The sequence below is a fragment of the Microbulbifer maximicatervae (SeqCode) genome (genome assembly GCF_052467305.1).
This window is the reverse complement of record NZ_CP174306.1, coordinates 4,488,289-4,505,000: the sequence shown is the minus strand read 5'-3', so window position 1 is coordinate 4,505,000 and position 16,712 is coordinate 4,488,289. Positions and strand designations below refer to the sequence as shown.

Below are 16,712 nucleotides of genomic sequence, written 5' to 3'. Positions count from 1 at the left end.
GAGGAGTACGAAGGTGCACTCAGCATGGTCGGAAATCATGCAATGAGCATAATGGTATAAGTGCGCTTGACTGCGAGACAGACATGTCGAGCAGGTACGAAAGTAGGTCATAGTGATCCGGTGGTTCTGTATGGAAGGGCCATCGCTCAACGGATAAAAGGTACTCCGGGGATAACAGGCTGATACCGCCCAAGAGTTCACATCGACGGCGGTGTTTGGCACCTCGATGTCGGCTCATCACATCCTGGGGCTGAAGCCGGTCCCAAGGGTATGGCTGTTCGCCATTTAAAGTGGTACGCGAGCTGGGTTTAGAACGTCGTGAGACAGTTCGGTCCCTATCTGCCGTGGGCGTTGGAGATTTGAGAAGAGTTGCTCCTAGTACGAGAGGACCGGAGTGAACGAACCTCTGGTGTTCCGGTTGTCACGCCAGTGGCATTGCCGGGTAGCTATGTTCGGACGGGATAACCGCTGAAAGCATCTAAGCGGGAAGCCTCCTTCAAGATAAGATCTCCCTGAGGCCTTGAGCCTCCTGAAGGGCCGTGGAAGACTACCACGTTGATAGGCTGGGTGTGGAAGCGTTGTGAGGCGTTGAGCTAACCAGTACTAATTGCCCGTGCGGCTTGACCATACAACAGAGATGGTTACTAACGACTAGCTAAGCTAGCGGATTGTGAGTTAGAGACATACGATCGCTTGCGGTGTATTACTACAGATTGTTTTACCGACTTATTTGGGGTTATCGCCGGTCACCAACATGACCGAGGCAAACAGCGATAACGCGGCAGGCCAAGCACTTTGCTTATAAGACCAACGCCAACCCAAGCCAGTTTGCCTGACGACAATAGAGTTGTGGAACCACCTGATCCCTTGCCGAACTCAGAAGTGAAACGCAACATCGCCGATGGTAGTGTGGGGCTTCCCCATGTGAGAGTAGGTCATCGTCAGGCTTCTAATCCGAAAAGGGCCACCCAATAGGGTGGCCCTTTTTTTTATGGCTGAAAAATATTTTAAAAAAACAAAAATAAAAAAACTAAGAAAGGGAAAGCAGGAATTACTTAGTCGAAATTAAATAGAAAAAATAAAATAGTTCTGAAAAACTTTAGTACTCAACTTTCTATTTAAAAAATCAGTCAGTAATTAAAAAAAGAAAAACCTAAAACTACCTGAGCACCTTAAACAGACGCTCTCCTAAAAAGCCTATAAAAATAGGTCTTTACCTACCTCCGTCGCACTTATATAAAAAATCATCCAACAAAAATAACTCGCGTAAAAACCAGAAAAGTACCCATACCACTCCCGCCAAAAATTAAATTTAGCCGGTAAAAATATCGGTGATTTTTTAGTCTCTGTAGTAATCCCCTGTAACCACGGGGCCTGTAGCCCGTTTATTAAAGTTATGCACAACTCTATCCAGACTTTCTGTTAGTAACGTTCTGGTCTTACTTTTAGTGGATAACCTGACACTTTTTTCGTTGGTTTTTTAATCGAATTATTTCATTGCACGAAATTAAAGGCTTCCAGACCTCTATCCAAAAGTTATGCACAGCACTATCCAAGAATTCTGTTAGTAACATCCCTATAATGAAGAAAACATCTAAAGAGTTCTATTTTTACGACCTATTATCCAGTGTTGCAGTGGATAAACAGGGCTGACTTTTCAGTTCTAAAAGGCTCGCTGGGGTGTGCTGTTAAGGAAGCATTCTGTTAGCGACAAATTCCTCCGAGAGGCTTGCTAATGAGATTTCTACTTTTAATTTCCATGTCATTAGTACTTTTAGCTGCTGGATCGCTAAGGGCGCAGACGTTGGTAGTAGGAAATAAATATGAGGGCACGGTGAGTTTTATTGACCTGGCTTCCGGCCAAGAGGTTAAGAAACCGGAAACTGGAGGTTCGCCCCATGAATTAATAGTGTCGCCGGATAAATCTAAAGTGGTGGTAGTTTCTTACCTTGAAGATGGCTACGTGGGAGAAGAGCTGAATGTATTCGATATTGCGAGCGGTAAGCGCCTGAAAAGAATTGATATCAGTCCACACAAAGGCCCTCACGGTATCGCTTGGCTGGGCGATAGCAATAATGTGATTGTTACGACAGAAGAAACCAGCGACGTGATAAAGGTGGATGTGGCTGAAGGAAAAGTATTGGGAGTTGCCCGTACTGATCAGGTAGGTAGCCATATGCTTGCACTATCACCTGATCTGAAGACCGCCTACGTTACTAGCCGGGGGTCGGATACGTTCAGTGTAATTGATACAGAGACTATGGAGTTGAAATCTACAATACCGGCAGGGGATGGGCCGGAGGCGGTGTGGGTAAGCCCCGATAATAGCGAGCTATGGATAGGAAATAATCAGTCAGAAAATATCTTTATTTTCGATACTGAAACGTTAAAGCAAAAAGAAACGATAGATGTTGGTTTTCTGCCTATCCGAATCAGATTTCACCCTGATGGCGAAGTGGTAGCTGTAGCAGACTTAAATGGTAATCGTATACTCGTGTATGACGCAAAGACCCGTAAACAGTTACATGAGATTGATGTCGGCAGCGCAGGGGCCAGACAGCCAGCGTCGCTATTTTTCTCTCCGGACGGAAAGTTTTTGTTTGCCGGTTCTCAGAGAGACGGAAAAGTTGTTGAAATAGATACCGCAACTTGGAAAGTTAAGCGTATATTTAATGCGGGACAAGGGTCAGATGGTATTGAGTGGAGCCCAGTAAATATTCAGCAATAAATATTCCTGAACTCCACTGTTAAAATAATGAATCAGGTAGGAACTGTGTAGATTTTTAAGTCCTGAAATATTCCATCAATCGAATAATAATTTGGAATAGTTTCACTATGCACTCCACCTACGCGTTCTGCTACGGCTATGCTGGCACTGTTTTCAGATAAGCAGTGAATTTTCAACGCTTGAATATCGTGCAGATCTTTCAAGTAGCTAGATATTTTATTTACGATTCGAGTTACGATTCCATTGCCATGGCAGCTTTTACATAACCAATACCCTATTTCTGCATTTTGTTTTTTAAGGTCAATTTCCTTGATACCAAAGATCCCGGCTACCTTGTCTGAATAGTGGATCTTGTACCAGGATGCTCCGAAACTATTGCTGAATACTCTGTCGGCAATATATTTTTCTGTGGTTGGGAGGTCGACAACAAGCTTTGCCCAATAGAGATATTTCTCTAGCAGTGGTCTGTTATTTTCAATTAAGGCAAAGATGATTTCTGTGTCACTATCCAAAAGTGGATCGAGTTTGATATCACTGTTTACTACTATAGGCTTTTTAGTCATCCTTTTGCCTCTCCATTTTTTAGCGATATTTTTAGTCATTAGCAACCTAACTAACTGGTAGAGTTTTCCTGATTAGGTGAAACAACAGAAAGAGCCTGTGGAAGGTCTCTAGGTTTCCAGCATAAAAGTTACCGGGCCGTCATTGACTAGTGAAACCTGCATATCCGCTGCAAATATTCCAGTGGCCACTGGCGTAAATTGGGCTTTGGAACTTTTAACGAAATAGTTGTAGAGCTCCTCCGCGTATTCTGGTGATGCGCCGCGACTAAAGCTCGGGCGTAAACCTCTATCAGTTTCGGCAACTAGTGTGAACTGACTGACAATCAGGAGCCCACCTCCCGCCTTTTGGAGGTTGAGATTCATACGCCCTTTACCATCGGGAAAAATACGGTAATTCAGGACTTTGTGCAGCAGCTTATCTGCACTATCGGTAGTGTCCTGGGCTTCGATACCTAGCAGCAGGAGGATACCCTTATCTATGGCCCCAACGGCCTCTCCCGCTACATTAACCTGGGCATGGCTTACCCTTTGGATCAATCCTTTCATCTCACTTCTCTCTGCTGCTCTGGAACCGATCGTCTAAATCGCCTAGATTAGCGGACTGTTCCCAGTAGAGAAACCGAGAATAACGGTATGAAGAGACAGCTAGTGGCACTGGTTGCCGGTGCACTTGCTGCGGTGAGTGTTCACGCAGCTGATAGCTATCCGGATAGTAAACCGGGTGCTCAAATTGATGAATATTTTGGTCAAAAGGTGGCTGACCCCTATCGCTGGATGGAAAAAATGTCCAGCGATGAGGTAAAGAGTTGGGTGGCCAAACAGAATGATCATTCATTACCGCGTTTGAAGGACCTGCCCGGGTGGCAGAAAATCAATGACCGGCTTGCAGAACTATGGCGCTACGAGCGCTACGGTGTTCCGTACAAGAAGGGCGATAGCTATTACTACAGCTACAACACCGGTGATTGGGATCAGAATGTTTTCTATAAGGCCTCTAGCCTGTCTGCTGAGGGCGATACGGTTTTAGATCCACGCACCCTAAGTGAAGATGGCACTATTGCTGCCAAGCGCCTCAAAGTCAGTCCAAAGGGCCGCTATCTGGCTTACGGTATCTCGGATGGTGGCACTGACTGGACCGACTATCGTATTCGCGACCTAAAGACAGGCAAGGATCTGAAGGAACAACTGACCGGTATCAAGTTTAGTGATGCCAGTTGGGCGCCGGATGAGTCCGGTTTTTACTATAGCCGGTACCCGTTTAACAGAGATGGCACGGCGGATGATAGCAAACAGGTAGCCGTATATTTTCACCGACTGGGAGATGCCCAGGAAAGTGATCAACTGGTCTATGAAATTACTGATCATCCCACCCGCAATCCAGGCGCGACGGTGAGTGACGATGGCAACTATCTCCTGTTTGGCATCTTCGACGGCTATGACTCGAACGGCTTTTACTATCGCGATTTACGGGATGAAAGCGGCAAGGTAATTAAGCTTCTGGATGACTGGGATGGCCTATACCAGTATCTCGGAAATAAAGGGAGCACCTTTTACTTTGAGACCAGTGCGGGGGCGCCGCTGGGCCGTGTAATCGCTATTGATCTGAATAAGCCGCAACGCAAACACTGGCGCGATCTGGTGCCGGAGACGACTAGTGCCCTGCAGAGTGCCAGTTATATCGGTGATCGCTTTGTGCTTCACTACCTGGAGGATGCGAAATCGCGAGTGCTGGTGACCGATACTAACGGTAAGAAACAGTACGAGCTGAAGCTGCCAGGGGTGGGCTCAGTGAAGGGGTTTTATGGTGAGCCGAATGAAGTTGAGACCTTCTACGCTTTCTCTAATTTTATTACCCCGCCGAGTATCTACCACCTGAATGTACTGACTGGTGAAACCAAACTGTTCAAGCAGCCAAAATATGCAGCAGACTTTTCCGATCTGACTGTGAGTCAGCATTTCTATAAGAGTAAGGACGGTACCCGGGTGCCTCTATTCCTCGTGCATAAGAAGGGAATGAAGCGAGATGGCTCCAACCCGACGCTGCTTTATGGATATGGTGGTTTTAACTCCGCTCAGTTACCGCGCTTCTACAACCGCTTTGTCGGTTGGTTGGATATGGGCGGCACCCTGGCACTGGCCAACTTGCGCGGTGGTAGCGAGTACGGCAATGCTTGGCACCAGGCGGGTACCAAGGCGCAAAAGCAAAATGTCTTCGATGATTTTATCGCTGCAGCTGAGTGGCTGATCGAGGAGAAAGTCACTTCTCCTGAAAAGCTTGCTATTAGTGGTCGCTCCAATGGTGGACTATTGGCGGGGGCAACGCTGGTACAACGACCGGATTTGTTTGCGGCGGCATTACCGGTAGTGGGTGTCCTGGATATGCTGCGATATCATACCGCTTCCGCTAATGCCCGGCAGTGGTCGAGCGATTATGGGCTTAGTGAAAATCGCGATGAGTTCAAAGCGCTGCATGCCTATTCTCCGGTCCACAACACCCGTGAGGGCACCTGCTATCCGGCCACGCTAATCACCACTGCCGATCGCGATGATCGAGTGGTTCCCTGGCACAGCTACAAATTTGCGGCAGCCCTACAAAAAGATCAGGGCTGTGACAAACCAGTCTGGCTTGCCGTAGAGACTCGGGCTGGGCACGGTGCAGGCAAGCCGGTATGGATGCAGGTGGAAGACTTCGCCAATCAGTGGAGCTTCCTTGCCTACCAGCTGGGCATGAAAATCGAGTAGCCTTTCCAACTAACCCAACAAAAGTAATAGCGGGATCAATCAATAAAACTCCCGGTAGGACGATTGCAAAGGGGTTTAGTTTTGCGGCGGTGTCACTAATGAAGTTAGTGTGCCGCCCACTCTGTCGGAGTGGTGGTATCACCAACCGGTCTGCCCTTCCGGAAGGAGGTGGCTTCGATAGAGCTAATCACTGGGTATGAATAACGATAACAACTCATCCGGTGGATTTATGAAACACGCATTTGTAACCGGGGGAACCGGTTTTCTCGGCGCTAATTTGGTAGAGCAATTGGTTGGTGATGGATGGAAAGTTACCGCCATGCATCGGCGCACCTCTAATACCGATATGTTGCGCTCTCTGGGCGTTAATCTGGTTGAGGCCTCTCTGAATGACCCTCAGTCCCTTCAAGCTGCAATCCCAAATAATGTCGATGCGCTTTTCCATATGGCGGCTAATACCAGTATGTGGCGTGGCGGTAATGCCCAGCAGTGGAAAGATAATGTTGAGGGGGCAGCGAATATTGCCAAAGTTGCCAGAGAGAAAAATGTAAGGCGTATGGTGGTGACCAGCTCAATTTCTGCTTATGGCTACCATAAGGAAAGAATTACTGAAGAAAGTGATAAGCTGGCAGATGACCCTCATCATCACTATCTGTACACGAAAAAAAGAGAGGAAATTGCCGTTCGCAAGGAAGTTGAACGGGGCCTGGATGCGGTATTTCTAAACCCTTGTGCAATTGTTGGTAAATACGACACCACCAGCTGGGCGCAGACCTTTTTTCTGATTGATAAAAATCAATTACCAGGTGTTCCACCGGGCTGGGGTTCTTTTTGCCATGCCGGTGCAGTAGCGCGAGCCCACATCGATGCGGTTGAAAAGGGGCGGTGTGGTGAAAATTATATCTTGGCCGGAACGGATGCCAGTTTTTTAGAATTTTTTGGAAAGATCGCTGAGTTATTGCATAAACCTGTACCAAAACGCACCACACCGGCATTTCTAATTCAATCTATCGCCTGGTTTTCCGATCTCTGGTCTCGTGTGAGTGGGCAAGAGCCGGTTATTACTCCTGAAAAGGCCACGTTGGTAACGCGGAGAGTCGTTGCTAGTAGTGCTAAGGCTGAACGTGAACTCGGTTATCAATCGGGGGTGGCTTTGGATACTATGTTATGCGAATGTCGCGATTGGTTAGTACAGAACAATTTGTTGGAGTCGAAGTGAATCGTAATAATATTATTTTTGGGTTAGTTGCCTTGCTTTTGGTTTTACAGCTTATTCAGTATTACTTTTTCTCCGGCGCAAGCTAGTCATAAAAAGGAAGTAATGATGGCGGAAAAGCGCTGTGACTGGTGCCTGTCTACACCACTTTATCAAAATTACCATGATGAGGAGTGGGGTAGGCCGGTTACCGATGACCAGATCCTGTTTGAGTTTTTGTTGCTGGAGGGGGCCCAGGCGGGCTTATCCTGGATTACAGTGCTCAATAAGCGGGAGAATTATCGTAAACTGTTTAATAATTTCGATGCTGAAAAAATTGCTCGGTACACCCCTAAAAAGGTAGAGAAATTACTTCTCAACCCGGGAATTATTCGCAACCGGCTCAAGGTTGAATCGGCCATCAAGAATGCACGGGCAACCCTCGAATTGCGCGATCGCGGTATATCCTTAAGGGATTTTCTCTGGCAGTTCACCGGTGGAAGAGTGATTGTTAATCGCCCCCGCTCCATGAAACAGGTGCCGGCCACTACAGCAGAATCTGATGCGATGAGTAAGGCGTTAAAGAAAGCGGGTTTTAGTTTTGTGGGATCAACCATTATGTACGCGCATATGCAGGCAACTGGAATGGTCAATGATCACTTGGAAACTTGTCCGGCTCATCAGCGTTGTGTCGATGAGGCGCAGAATTTAGGTTTGGCTTGAATTTAAAATAGGGATTTATTTTCGGGGATCGATGAATATTAATAGCTTACTCAATGAGTATTGGCCCCAAGTAACTGCATTATCCCTAAAGTTGGCGGCCGCACTACTGATAGTTTTGGTGACGCTGTTTGTGGCCCATCTTGCCCGCCGAGCGGTTGATCGTCTGCCGGACCGGTTTGATGTTATCTTGCGCCCAGTACTGCGCAGTATTTCGAGCTGGGCGGTTTATATTGTTGGCGCACTGCTGGTATTGGATGTATTTGGTATTAACACTACCAGCTTAATTGCTCTACTCGGCGCTACTGGTGTGGCAGTAGCCTTAGCGTTGAAAGATACCCTGCAAAATATTGCTTCGGGGTTTCTACTACTGGGATTGCGGCCGTTCCGCGTTGGGGATGTGATTCAGTTCGGTAACATAATGGGCACTGTTCGCGAGGTAGGGCTATTTACTACGGAGCTGGATACCACGGATGGGCTGCGTATTATCGCACCCAACAGTGCTATCTGGGGGCAAGTGCTCACCAACTTCAGTCGCAATAAGACTCGCCGTATCGAGATTGTGGCGGGTATCGCCTATGGCGATGACATTGATCGCGGTCTAACAGTATTACGTCGCTTGGTAGAACAGGAACCCCGTATTCTCGCTGAGCCAGAGCCAAGTTTCGCTGTTAAGGCGCTTGCTGACAGCGCGGTAAATTTACAGTTGCGGGCCTGGGCTGCCAATGATCAGTACTGGGATGTTTATTGGTCCCTGATGCAAAAGCTTAAGCCTGCACTGGAGGCAGAAGGCTTGACGGTACCCTTTCCCCAGCGAGAGCTACATATCGTGGACCGGGTCACAAGCCGGCGTTAGTCTATTACCGCAGGGTCACTTGTGGCAATATCCTGCTCCAGGTATTGGGTCCACCTAGTCCAAAATCTCCGATTTGCCTCAACTCAACGCAAACATATGGCGTTCTGGGGGGCATGAATCGACACCTCACCGAATTCGTGTCAAAGTTAGCGGCGTTTTTTTGTACAACTTTTGATCGAGATAGGAAGATGCCGATAAAGCTGAACAACCCACTGATCCCCAGCCTGCTGGCTGTCGCTATCCTTGCGGGCTGTCAGGGTGACAAGAGTACCCAGACTGTAGCTAACGCAGATAAGCCCCAAAATGCGGTTGCCGAGGCCTCAGTAACTGTAGATGCGGTTGCCGAAACCAAGCGCCTGACTGAGTGGCTGGATGAGCGTTATGAGGAACAGCTGCAGTTCAGTCCGATTCAGCTGTCCTACCTGGGCCGCAAAGACCACTACGACCAAATCGACGATATGAGTGAAGCCGCAGAGGCTCGCCGCTTGGTTTGGCAAGAGAAAAGTGTTGAAGAGCTCAAGAAGAATTTCGACTACAGTAAGCTGACCCAGGAAGGGAAAACTTCCTACGATATCTGGATTTATCAGTTTGAACAGGCCAAGGCCGCTGCGCCGTTTATCCGTCACGGCTACATCTTTGAGCAGATGGGAGGTGCACAATCGCAGTTGCCCAACTTCCTGCTGAACTTCCACAAGGTCGACAACATTGAAGATATGCAGGCGTATATCACCCGTATCGGTGGTATCTCCCGCGCGATCAACCAGCTGCTTGACCGCGCCAAGCTGTCGTCCAAAGAAGGTATCCGCCCCCCGCGCTTTGCCTATGAAGGTGCGATTGATCAGTCCAGTAAATTGATTGAAGGCGCGCCGTTTACCGATGGTGAAGATGCACCTCTGTGGGCCGGTGCCAAAGGAAAGATCGCTGAGCTGCTCGAAGCCGGTACTATTGATCAGAAGCAGGCAGACAAGCTGACTGCGGAAGCACGCAAGGCATTAGAGACTGAGTTCTTCCCCGCATATCAAGGGCTGGTTACCTGGCTCAAAGCGGATATGCAGAAGGCCTCAGTAGAGCCTCAAGGTGCTAGTAGCTTGCCCAATGGTATGGCCTACTACAATCAGCGCCTGGCCAATACCACAACTACGGACCTAACTGCCGACCAGATCCACAATATCGGCCTGGAAGAAGTGGCGCGTATCCGTGGTGAGATGGAAACTATCAAGAAGCAGGTTGGTTTCGAAGGTAGCCTGCAGGATTTCTTCAAGTTTATTCGCGAAGATGGTCAATTCTACTATCCGAATACCGATGAAGGACGCCAGGGCTACCTGAATGACTCAACCGCGTTCCTAGACAACATTACCAAGAAATTGCCGGAATACTTTGGCCTTCTGCCGAAAGCTGAGTTGGTAGTAAAGCGGGTTGAGTCTTTCCGCGAACAGGATGGCGGTGCCCAGCATTACTACCCCGGCACTCCCGACGGTTCCCGCCCGGGTATTTACTATGCGCACCTGTCCGATATGAGTGCCTATTCCACGACTGATATGGAAACTGTGGCCTACCACGAGGGCAACCCCGGTCACCATATGCAGATCTCAATTGCTCAGGAATTGGAAGGTATCCCGCAGTTCCGCACTCAAGCTCACTTTACTGTCTATGTAGAGGGCTGGGCGCTGTACTCTGAGAAGCTTGCTAAAGAAATGGGGGCCTTCGAAGATCCCTATAACCTGTTTGGCCACCTGACGGCTGAAATGTGGCGAGCCATTCGCCTCGTTGTTGATACCGGCCTGCACGCCAAAGGCTGGAGTGAAGAGCAAGCGGTGGAGTACTTCCTGCAAAACTCCGCAATCCCCGAGACTGCAGTACGTTCCGAAGTACGTCGTTACCTGGCGTGGCCGGGCCAGGCGACCGCTTACAAGATCGGTATGCTGAAGATTCAGGAGCTGCGCAAGCAGGCTGAAGATCAGTTGGGTGATAAATTCGATATTCGCGGATTCCACGATACCGTGCTGGGTGGCGGTGCTTTGCCAGTGCCCGTATTGGAGAGCCGCGTAGCCTCTTGGGTAGAGTCAGTTAAACAGTCTTAAGTAGTTCCGTTAAATTTTTAAATAAGCCGGGCATAGCCCGGCTTATTTTTTTACTTTTTTCTCTGCGAAGAGCAGCAGATTTAAAAAATCTGATCGTGCTATTTTGAGATCGTAGTACGTAACAAAATCTATATGTATCTACTCTAAATCATGTAGGTGTCTAATTATCTTTTCCAGGCTTTTCTCGTTGTCCTTAATGAGTTTGTTAGAGTAGTTCTTAAGATGATGTAATAAATCGTGGTCAAATATTCCTACAAAAGGTTTATTGATATCAACGTTTAGAAAATCGTATTCAATCCGTCCTGCCTCTGAAATGATTTTAGCAACTTCCAGCATATAAAGTTGATTTTTGTCCATTGATCTTTGAATATTAGCCATGGCATCACGGGCCCAGTGAATACGCCCCCATTTCCTTAAAGAGTGGTAATTCATGCTCGAACTCAATAGTCTTGGATAGCCTGAGCATAAGACCAGAACATAATATTTCTTATCGGGAAAGTCTTGAATAATATCCCTTAATATCAAACTAGCTGGATTGTTTAGAGCGATTGCTGCATCAGCAAACACACTACCGAAAGTATTTTCTTGTGGCGCTGCGATATCTAAATGGGATGACTGAAAGTTAGCATTCATTTCTTCAAATGCAACAGGGGGGAATGCGGTTTCTGCGCTCGCTGCTGCTGTCATTAACTGATACAGACTGTTTGTCGGTAAGTTGTATACATTTTCCCCCCTATTTTTAAATAGGCACACCTCTCCGCTTTCAATATTGAGAGCGGGGATGATCACGTAGTTATCCAGATCAGTAAAATTTAATTCCTTCGTGTAGTACTTTTCCATGATTTCATGCAAACGTTTTCCAAAGTAAGAAGGGGAGAAAAGCCCCGCACCTGTTAATACTATGTGGTACCACGGAGACTTGAACAGGTAGCCAGTTACGCTCTTATATATATTTATTAAGTAGTCTAAATGGGATATTTTTTCACCAAAATGATTAGGAATAGCATTACCCGGTATATTAATTCCGGTTACAATAACTGCTCCAGTAGAAACACCTGTGAAAATATCAAATACCTCATTAATAGGTTTTTTAGAATGTTTCTCAATATGCTTTAGTACGTATAGGGGAATGAGGCCGCGGACACCACCTCCAGTCACAATTAGAATTTTTATCGTGTCTTTGTTTTTTAGATAATCTAAATTTTTAGTTGATTGTCTTGAAGCAGGATTCCTACTGAAAGTTACTGATTGAGGAAACTGGGTGTTGTATATATAAGATAGTAGGGCGTAAGCACCAGATGCTGCGGCCAGAGTTAAAACCATTTTTTTCGTTAGTTTGGCGGCCAGTTTCAGCATGCGTACTGCCCTGTTTACTAATGTGGCATGTATTTAGCTGGTAATTAATACCTATACGTTATTGTAATGTGGGATGTAAAAATCACTTGCTTTAATTTTTTCAGGTGAAGGGAAGAGAAAGCTCCTCTAAGAAATTAAAAAACTATAGAGTTGCATTTGCAAGGTTGAGAGAATTATAGTTAATTTCAAAATTATTTAAACTTAGCAGAAATATAAATGAAAAATATAGCTTTGTACCTGTGTCTATTAGTTGTGCAAATAATCACAATGCCGTTTTGCGCTAAAGCTCTCTCTGAGGATACGCCCACCAATATTACTATCCGCGCCAAGGCCATGGATGCCAAGTTTATTGGCTCCTCCATCGGTGGTGCCATGGTTATTATTCGCGATGCAGATTCTGGGGAAATTCTTGCCAAGGGGCTTACCCAAGGGAGCACCGGTGACACCACCAGAATTATGAAAACGCCCCGAGAGCGGTTCCAATCTATCGCCGATGGCGCTGCACATTTTACCGCTACACTGAATATCAGTGAGCCGGTGTTTCTGACGGTGGAAGTTCTTGCGCCGTATATCAAAAAACAGGCCCGAGTGGTGGCGCAGACACAGACATGGCTGGTTCCGGGCAAGCCTATTTCTGGTGATGGGCTGATTGTGGAAATTCCGGGAATGTTGGTAGATTTACTCAGCCCACAGACCCATCTCTATACAGGCTTGGACCAGAGTCCCTTTGAGATTCGCGCTAATGTGGTAATGATGTGCGGATGTTCACTTACCGATGGTGGGCTTTGGGATGGCAGTAAGATAGAAGTTGTGGCATTGATTAAAAGAGATGGCAAATCATTTGCTCGAGTGCCGCTAGAGATACAGGAGACTATGAATACTTTTAGTGCGCCCTTTGCGACGGATTTGCCAGGTGTTTATGAAATTGTGCTATATGCCTATGATCCCAAGACTGGAAATACCGGTGTGGATCGGGGGAGCTTCATTGTACGCTAGGCAAGTGCGGCAAGCCGTCTGAGATATGGATTCCTATGGATATTCGGCAGGCTATAGAGAGTGACCTCGAAGGCATGTGGAGCCTCTTTAGTGTTGTGCGAAACAGAGGGGATCTGCCTTTCTCGCATAAGATCAGTCGAGAAGTGTTTTCTGCTCAATGGCTTAATGACGACTTACAGACTTATGTTACCGAAGAGTTACCTCACCTGCTGGGGGTGTATAAATTAGGGGTTAATTTCCCTGGTATTCATAGCCATGTCGCGACAGCCAACTTTCTCGTGCACACGGATGTGCGCGATCGCGGTGTAGATCGTGCACTGGTCCAGCATGCAATCGCCAGAGCCCAGGACGCCGGCTATTTGGAAATGCAGTTCAACTACGTTCCCAGCGACAATGAGCCCGTAATTACCCTTTATACCGAGCTGGGCTTCACTATTATCAAAACGCTAGATAGAGCATTTACCGATCCTTTGGGAAGGTTGCAAGATGCTTATGTTATGCAGCGGTTTTTACAGTAGCTCGCCTGGTTATGGACCGGCAAAACCCAAAACACCAACAGGAAAGCCGGGAAGCGCTAATTGAGGAGCATCGACCGGAGCGTATTGAGGCGCGCTTGCGAAGTCGTCCACAGTCACAGTGGCTCTCTGATTTTGTTTTGGGAGCGATAGATGGCTGCGTAACTACCTTTGCCATTGTTGCAGGCGCTTTTGGTGCAGGCTTCTCCGAAGCGGTTGTGCTCGTGATGGGCTTTGCCAACCTTATCGCTGATGGTTTCAGCATGGCGGTAAGCAATTATGAAGCTGCCAGTGTGGAGCGTGAGCAACGAGCCGCGGCTATGCGTACAGAGCGTCAGCATATTGCTTTAATTCCCGAGGGAGAGCGGGAAGAGATCAGGCAGATTTTCTATCGAAAGGGATTTCGAGGTAAAGTTCTCGATAATATTGTTGCCACTATCACCGCGAATCAAAAGCTGTGGATAGAGACAATGCTGGCGGAAGAGTACGGTATAAGCCGCTTAGAGCATAACCCTCTGGGGGCGGCACTGATAACCTTCGCCGCTTTTTTGTGTGTAGGTGCTATTCCCCTGTTGCCCTACCTTTTCCACAGCCTTAATCCCGCCGAACAATTTTATGCGAGCGCCGTTCTTTCGGTCTGCGCTTTTTTTGCTATTGGCTTGTGCAAAGGATTGGTGTTTTCCCACTACCTGCTGGTGGCGGGCTTAAAAACTCTGTTTTTTGGCAGTAGCGCAGCGGTCCTGGCACTCGCCGTTGGCTACTTATTGCGCCACTTGGTGACTTAATATTTATGCGGCTACCACTTTGTTGCGCCCGCCATTCTTGGCTCGATACATACGTTTATCTGCTTCGGCCAATAGCTGATTGAGTGGCTTGCCATTGGTACTGCCTTCGACGACTCCGAGACTGATTGAGATTTTTACCGGGCGTGTATAGCGGCGACTGAGGGTGGATACTCTACGACGAAGTTTTTCTGCAAGGACACTGCCGCCTTTCAAGTCAGTATTCGGCAATAGCAATAAAAATTCTTCGCCGCCCCAGCGCGCCACAATATCCTCAGATCGGGTGTTACTTTTCAATATCTTGGCAACATCTTGTAATACGCGGTCGCCAAAGGAGTGCCCGTAGGTATCGTTGATCGTCTTGAAGTTATCTAAGTCTCCGATAAGGATGACATATTGATCTTTCAGCTCATCATTCCGGCGTTCTAATTCATGAATGGCGCGAAATGCTTCTCTGCGATTCGCTAATCCGGTCAATGTGTCCGTGGCAGCATAGGTTTCCAATTCACCTGTTAATCGCTGGAGGAGCTGTTGGGTTTGGTGACGGCTACTGTCAAGTAATGCAGTTAGAGCCGTGAGTGCACCAAATACTGCAATAAAACGCGCACGATAGGCCGTATCATATTTGGCCGTGAGCCCTGGGAAATCCGGATAAAACAGGATTGCTGCCGTAGCGAGACCTATGCCGAGCAGTGCAGTGGTGCCGGTTTTATAGCCGTAAAGGTTGATAAATCCGGGGACCAGCATAACTGCCCACATCAATCCGGTATTGTTTACACCACCAGTCATTAGTAAGTAGAAATACAGCGCCAATAAAAGAATTCCCACCAATAATGGCGTTTTCTCGGTAGGACCGATAATGTTGACAGTGATATATGCAAATAAAATAACCACCGCGACGATAAAAAGCGTCGATGCCTGCAGGATATTAGTTGCAGTAAGGGCGATGATCGCCATGGCTCCGGTGATAGCCATAGCGAATATCAGCATATAAGAGGAGGCCAATATCCGTCTGCGCAGATCTATGCGCTGCACTTCATCAATAGAGGTGGATATCGCGGGGTTTTGATTGTTATACCCTGAGCTCATAGTCATTCCCGTTGCTATACCGACTGCAACCTTCCGCTTGCTCGGGACCGTCCTGCATCATACAACTATTATGCTGGTAGCCACTGCCGGAGTGAAGCAATGGTGAGTATAGGGGGAATCTGTCACCGACCAAAGTAGCAAGCTACAGTATCAGTAACTCAAACTTTAGAACTGAGAAATCGTGACACAAATTCAACTGACTTCTGGCGATATTTTGACGATGCGTGGAGATGCGCTGGTGTGTCCGGCACACAAGCACCTTATTCGGGGGCGGGGGCTTTCAGCGCAGATTTATGCCCATTGCGGGACTCAATTAACTCCCCAGTGTACCAAGCAAAGAGCCTGCCCAGTCGGTGAAGCTCGCCTGACTCGAGCCTATGATTTACCGGTCGATTACTTATTGCATACTGTTACGCCCCAGTGGAGCAGCGGCGATCAATGGGGGAGCCAGGCCATAGTGCTGTTGAGGCACTGCTATGAAAGTGTTTTAGAGTTGGCGATAGAGCGCGGCTGCAAAACGATACTGTTTCCGGCACTGGGAGCTGGCACTAACCGCTTCCCTCACGAGATTGCAGCACATCAGGGGTTGGCCGTTTTACGCGCTTATGCCTCAAGGTTCGAGAGACTCACAGTTTGTTTGCACTCACAAACTGCATTGGCGCAGTGGCAGAAAGTTGAGCAGCGCTTTTATGGCCATAATTGATGTGTCACGGGTAATTGAATGGGATACAGCCTATTGTGTTAATTATTTAGTTAAGCACTATTGATTCCATGCAGTTAATGGTTCCTTCAATAACCTAATGTGGCGTATATACAGTAGTTCTGCGGTGCAGGCAGATCGAACCACGGCATGCCAGTCTAACAAGCAATAACTTACCAAGTCGTCTTCTGATCTCATGAATTGAGAGTTATTCAGGTGCTATACAGTCTTTTCTAACTCTTCCGTTGATTATTAAGTGCTATGGCTCCATCTAACTATTTAGTTCTAACGTGCTAAATATTGAAATCGTTAGTTGTAATGAGTCATCTATTCGCTAAAGATAGTTGTCAATAATTTAATAAATATGCATTATTTTTATATGTATTTTT

At 47.3% G+C, this 16,712-nt stretch carries 14 protein-coding genes and 2 rRNA genes (1 of these 16 running past the window's edge); 12 read left to right on the top strand and 4 right to left on the bottom strand.

The window, feature by feature from the left end:
* From ACJJI4_RS19610 to ACJJI4_RS19600, 3 genes are all read left to right on the top strand, one after another.
* A 23S ribosomal RNA gene (locus ACJJI4_RS19610) occupies positions 1-628 on the top strand (it extends 2,254 nt beyond the left edge of the window).
* 203 nt (positions 629-831) lie between these two features.
* Positions 832-947, top strand: a 5S ribosomal RNA gene (rrf, locus tag ACJJI4_RS19605).
* 788 nt (positions 948-1,735) lie between these two features.
* Positions 1,736-2,728: a YncE family protein gene (locus ACJJI4_RS19600; RefSeq protein WP_444906927.1), complete on the top strand. Its 993-nt coding sequence runs from the start codon at positions 1,736-1,738 to the stop codon at positions 2,726-2,728.
* 32 nt (positions 2,729-2,760) lie between these two features.
* Here ACJJI4_RS19600 and ACJJI4_RS19595 read toward each other — a convergent pair whose 3' ends face one another.
* Both ACJJI4_RS19595 and dtd read right to left on the bottom strand, forming a co-directional pair.
* Positions 2,761-3,330, bottom strand: coding sequence for a GNAT family N-acetyltransferase (locus ACJJI4_RS19595; protein WP_444926216.1), 570 nt, complete (start codon positions 3,328-3,330; stop codon positions 2,761-2,763).
* Positions 3,331-3,399: 69 nt separating this feature from the next.
* A complete protein-coding gene (gene dtd / locus ACJJI4_RS19590) occupies positions 3,400-3,837 on the bottom strand; it encodes a D-aminoacyl-tRNA deacylase (protein WP_444926215.1) in 438 nt (145 codons plus the stop codon).
* Positions 3,838-3,924: 87 nt separating this feature from the next.
* Between dtd and ACJJI4_RS19585 the strand changes: the two genes are divergently transcribed.
* From ACJJI4_RS19585 to ACJJI4_RS19565, 5 genes are all read left to right on the top strand, one after another.
* Positions 3,925-6,033, top strand: a complete 2,109-nt coding sequence (locus ACJJI4_RS19585) for a prolyl oligopeptidase family serine peptidase (protein WP_444926214.1) — start codon at positions 3,925-3,927, stop codon at positions 6,031-6,033.
* Positions 6,034-6,262: 229 nt separating this feature from the next.
* A complete protein-coding gene (locus ACJJI4_RS19580) occupies positions 6,263-7,252 on the top strand; it encodes an SDR family oxidoreductase (RefSeq protein WP_444926213.1) in 990 nt (329 codons plus the stop codon).
* Between the two features lie 105 nt (positions 7,253-7,357).
* Positions 7,358-7,951, top strand: coding sequence for a DNA-3-methyladenine glycosylase I (locus tag ACJJI4_RS19575; RefSeq protein ID WP_413663727.1), 594 nt, complete (start codon positions 7,358-7,360; stop codon positions 7,949-7,951).
* Positions 7,952-7,982: 31 nt separating this feature from the next.
* Positions 7,983-8,804: a mechanosensitive ion channel family protein gene (locus ACJJI4_RS19570; RefSeq protein ID WP_444926212.1), complete on the top strand. Its 822-nt coding sequence runs from the start codon at positions 7,983-7,985 to the stop codon at positions 8,802-8,804.
* 188 nt (positions 8,805-8,992) lie between these two features.
* A complete protein-coding gene (locus tag ACJJI4_RS19565; RefSeq protein ID WP_444926211.1) occupies positions 8,993-10,885 on the top strand; it encodes a DUF885 domain-containing protein in 1,893 nt (630 codons plus the stop codon).
* Positions 10,886-11,023: 138 nt separating this feature from the next.
* On the opposite strand, the gene ACJJI4_RS19560 is transcribed toward ACJJI4_RS19565, so the two are convergent.
* Complete coding sequence (locus ACJJI4_RS19560; protein ID WP_444926210.1) at positions 11,024-12,241, bottom strand: patatin-like phospholipase family protein; 1,218 nt, start codon at positions 12,239-12,241, stop codon at positions 11,024-11,026.
* A 216-nt stretch (positions 12,242-12,457) separates the two neighbouring features.
* On the opposite strand from ACJJI4_RS19560, the gene ACJJI4_RS19555 reads away from it, so the two are divergent.
* The 3 genes from ACJJI4_RS19555 to ACJJI4_RS19545 are packed head-to-tail and all read left to right on the top strand — an operon-like array spanning position 12,458 to position 14,537.
* Entirely contained in the window at positions 12,458-13,237 is a 780-nt protein-coding gene (locus ACJJI4_RS19555) for a hypothetical protein (RefSeq protein ID WP_444926209.1), read from the top strand.
* 35 nt (positions 13,238-13,272) lie between these two features.
* On the top strand, positions 13,273-13,755 hold the full coding sequence (locus tag ACJJI4_RS19550; RefSeq protein WP_444918525.1) for a GNAT family N-acetyltransferase: 483 nt from the start codon (positions 13,273-13,275) through the stop codon (positions 13,753-13,755).
* A gap of 11 nt (positions 13,756-13,766) precedes the next feature.
* Positions 13,767-14,537 carry a VIT1/CCC1 transporter family protein gene (locus ACJJI4_RS19545; RefSeq protein ID WP_444926208.1) on the top strand — a complete coding sequence of 257 codons (771 nt, stop codon included), beginning with the start codon at positions 13,767-13,769 and terminating at the stop codon, positions 14,535-14,537.
* Between the two features lie 3 nt (positions 14,538-14,540).
* Here the strand turns inward: ACJJI4_RS19545 and ACJJI4_RS19540 are convergent, their stop codons facing one another.
* Complete coding sequence (locus ACJJI4_RS19540; RefSeq protein ID WP_444895763.1) at positions 14,541-15,623, bottom strand: GGDEF domain-containing protein; 1,083 nt, start codon at positions 15,621-15,623, stop codon at positions 14,541-14,543.
* Positions 15,624-15,804: 181 nt separating this feature from the next.
* On the opposite strand from ACJJI4_RS19540, the gene ACJJI4_RS19535 reads away from it, so the two are divergent.
* Positions 15,805-16,326 (top strand): macro domain-containing protein, encoded by a 522-nt coding sequence (locus ACJJI4_RS19535; protein ID WP_444926207.1) that lies wholly within the window; start codon positions 15,805-15,807, stop codon positions 16,324-16,326.
* Positions 16,327-16,712 lie beyond the last annotated feature (386 nt).

What these genes read in the sequence shown, in the direction of transcription:
- ACJJI4_RS19565 (WP_444926211.1), top strand. Translation starts at nt 8,993, where the DNA reads ATGCCGATAAAGCTGAACAACCCACTGATCCCCAGCCTGCTGGCTGTC.
- ACJJI4_RS19570 (WP_444926212.1), top strand. Translation starts at nt 7,983, where the DNA reads ATGAATATTAATAGCTTACTCAATGAGTATTGGCCCCAAGTAACTGCA.
- ACJJI4_RS19585 (WP_444926214.1), top strand. Translation starts at nt 3,925, where the DNA reads ATGAAGAGACAGCTAGTGGCACTGGTTGCCGGTGCACTTGCTGCGGTG.
- ACJJI4_RS19580 (WP_444926213.1), top strand. Translation starts at nt 6,263, where the DNA reads ATGAAACACGCATTTGTAACCGGGGGAACCGGTTTTCTCGGCGCTAAT.
- ACJJI4_RS19545 (WP_444926208.1), top strand. Translation starts at nt 13,767, where the DNA reads ATGGACCGGCAAAACCCAAAACACCAACAGGAAAGCCGGGAAGCGCTA.
- ACJJI4_RS19560 (WP_444926210.1), bottom strand. Translation starts at nt 12,241, where the DNA reads ATGCTGAAACTGGCCGCCAAACTAACGAAAAAAATGGTTTTAACTCTG.
- ACJJI4_RS19550 (WP_444918525.1), top strand. Translation starts at nt 13,273, where the DNA reads ATGGATATTCGGCAGGCTATAGAGAGTGACCTCGAAGGCATGTGGAGC.
- ACJJI4_RS19540 (WP_444895763.1), bottom strand. Translation starts at nt 15,623, where the DNA reads ATGAGCTCAGGGTATAACAATCAAAACCCCGCGATATCCACCTCTATT.
- ACJJI4_RS19595 (WP_444926216.1), bottom strand. Translation starts at nt 3,330, where the DNA reads ATGACTAAAAATATCGCTAAAAAATGGAGAGGCAAAAGGATGACTAAA.
- ACJJI4_RS19600 (WP_444906927.1), top strand. Translation starts at nt 1,736, where the DNA reads ATGAGATTTCTACTTTTAATTTCCATGTCATTAGTACTTTTAGCTGCT.
- ACJJI4_RS19575 (WP_413663727.1), top strand. Translation starts at nt 7,358, where the DNA reads ATGGCGGAAAAGCGCTGTGACTGGTGCCTGTCTACACCACTTTATCAA.
- dtd (WP_444926215.1), bottom strand. Translation starts at nt 3,837, where the DNA reads ATGAAAGGATTGATCCAAAGGGTAAGCCATGCCCAGGTTAATGTAGCG.
- ACJJI4_RS19555 (WP_444926209.1), top strand. Translation starts at nt 12,458, where the DNA reads ATGAAAAATATAGCTTTGTACCTGTGTCTATTAGTTGTGCAAATAATC.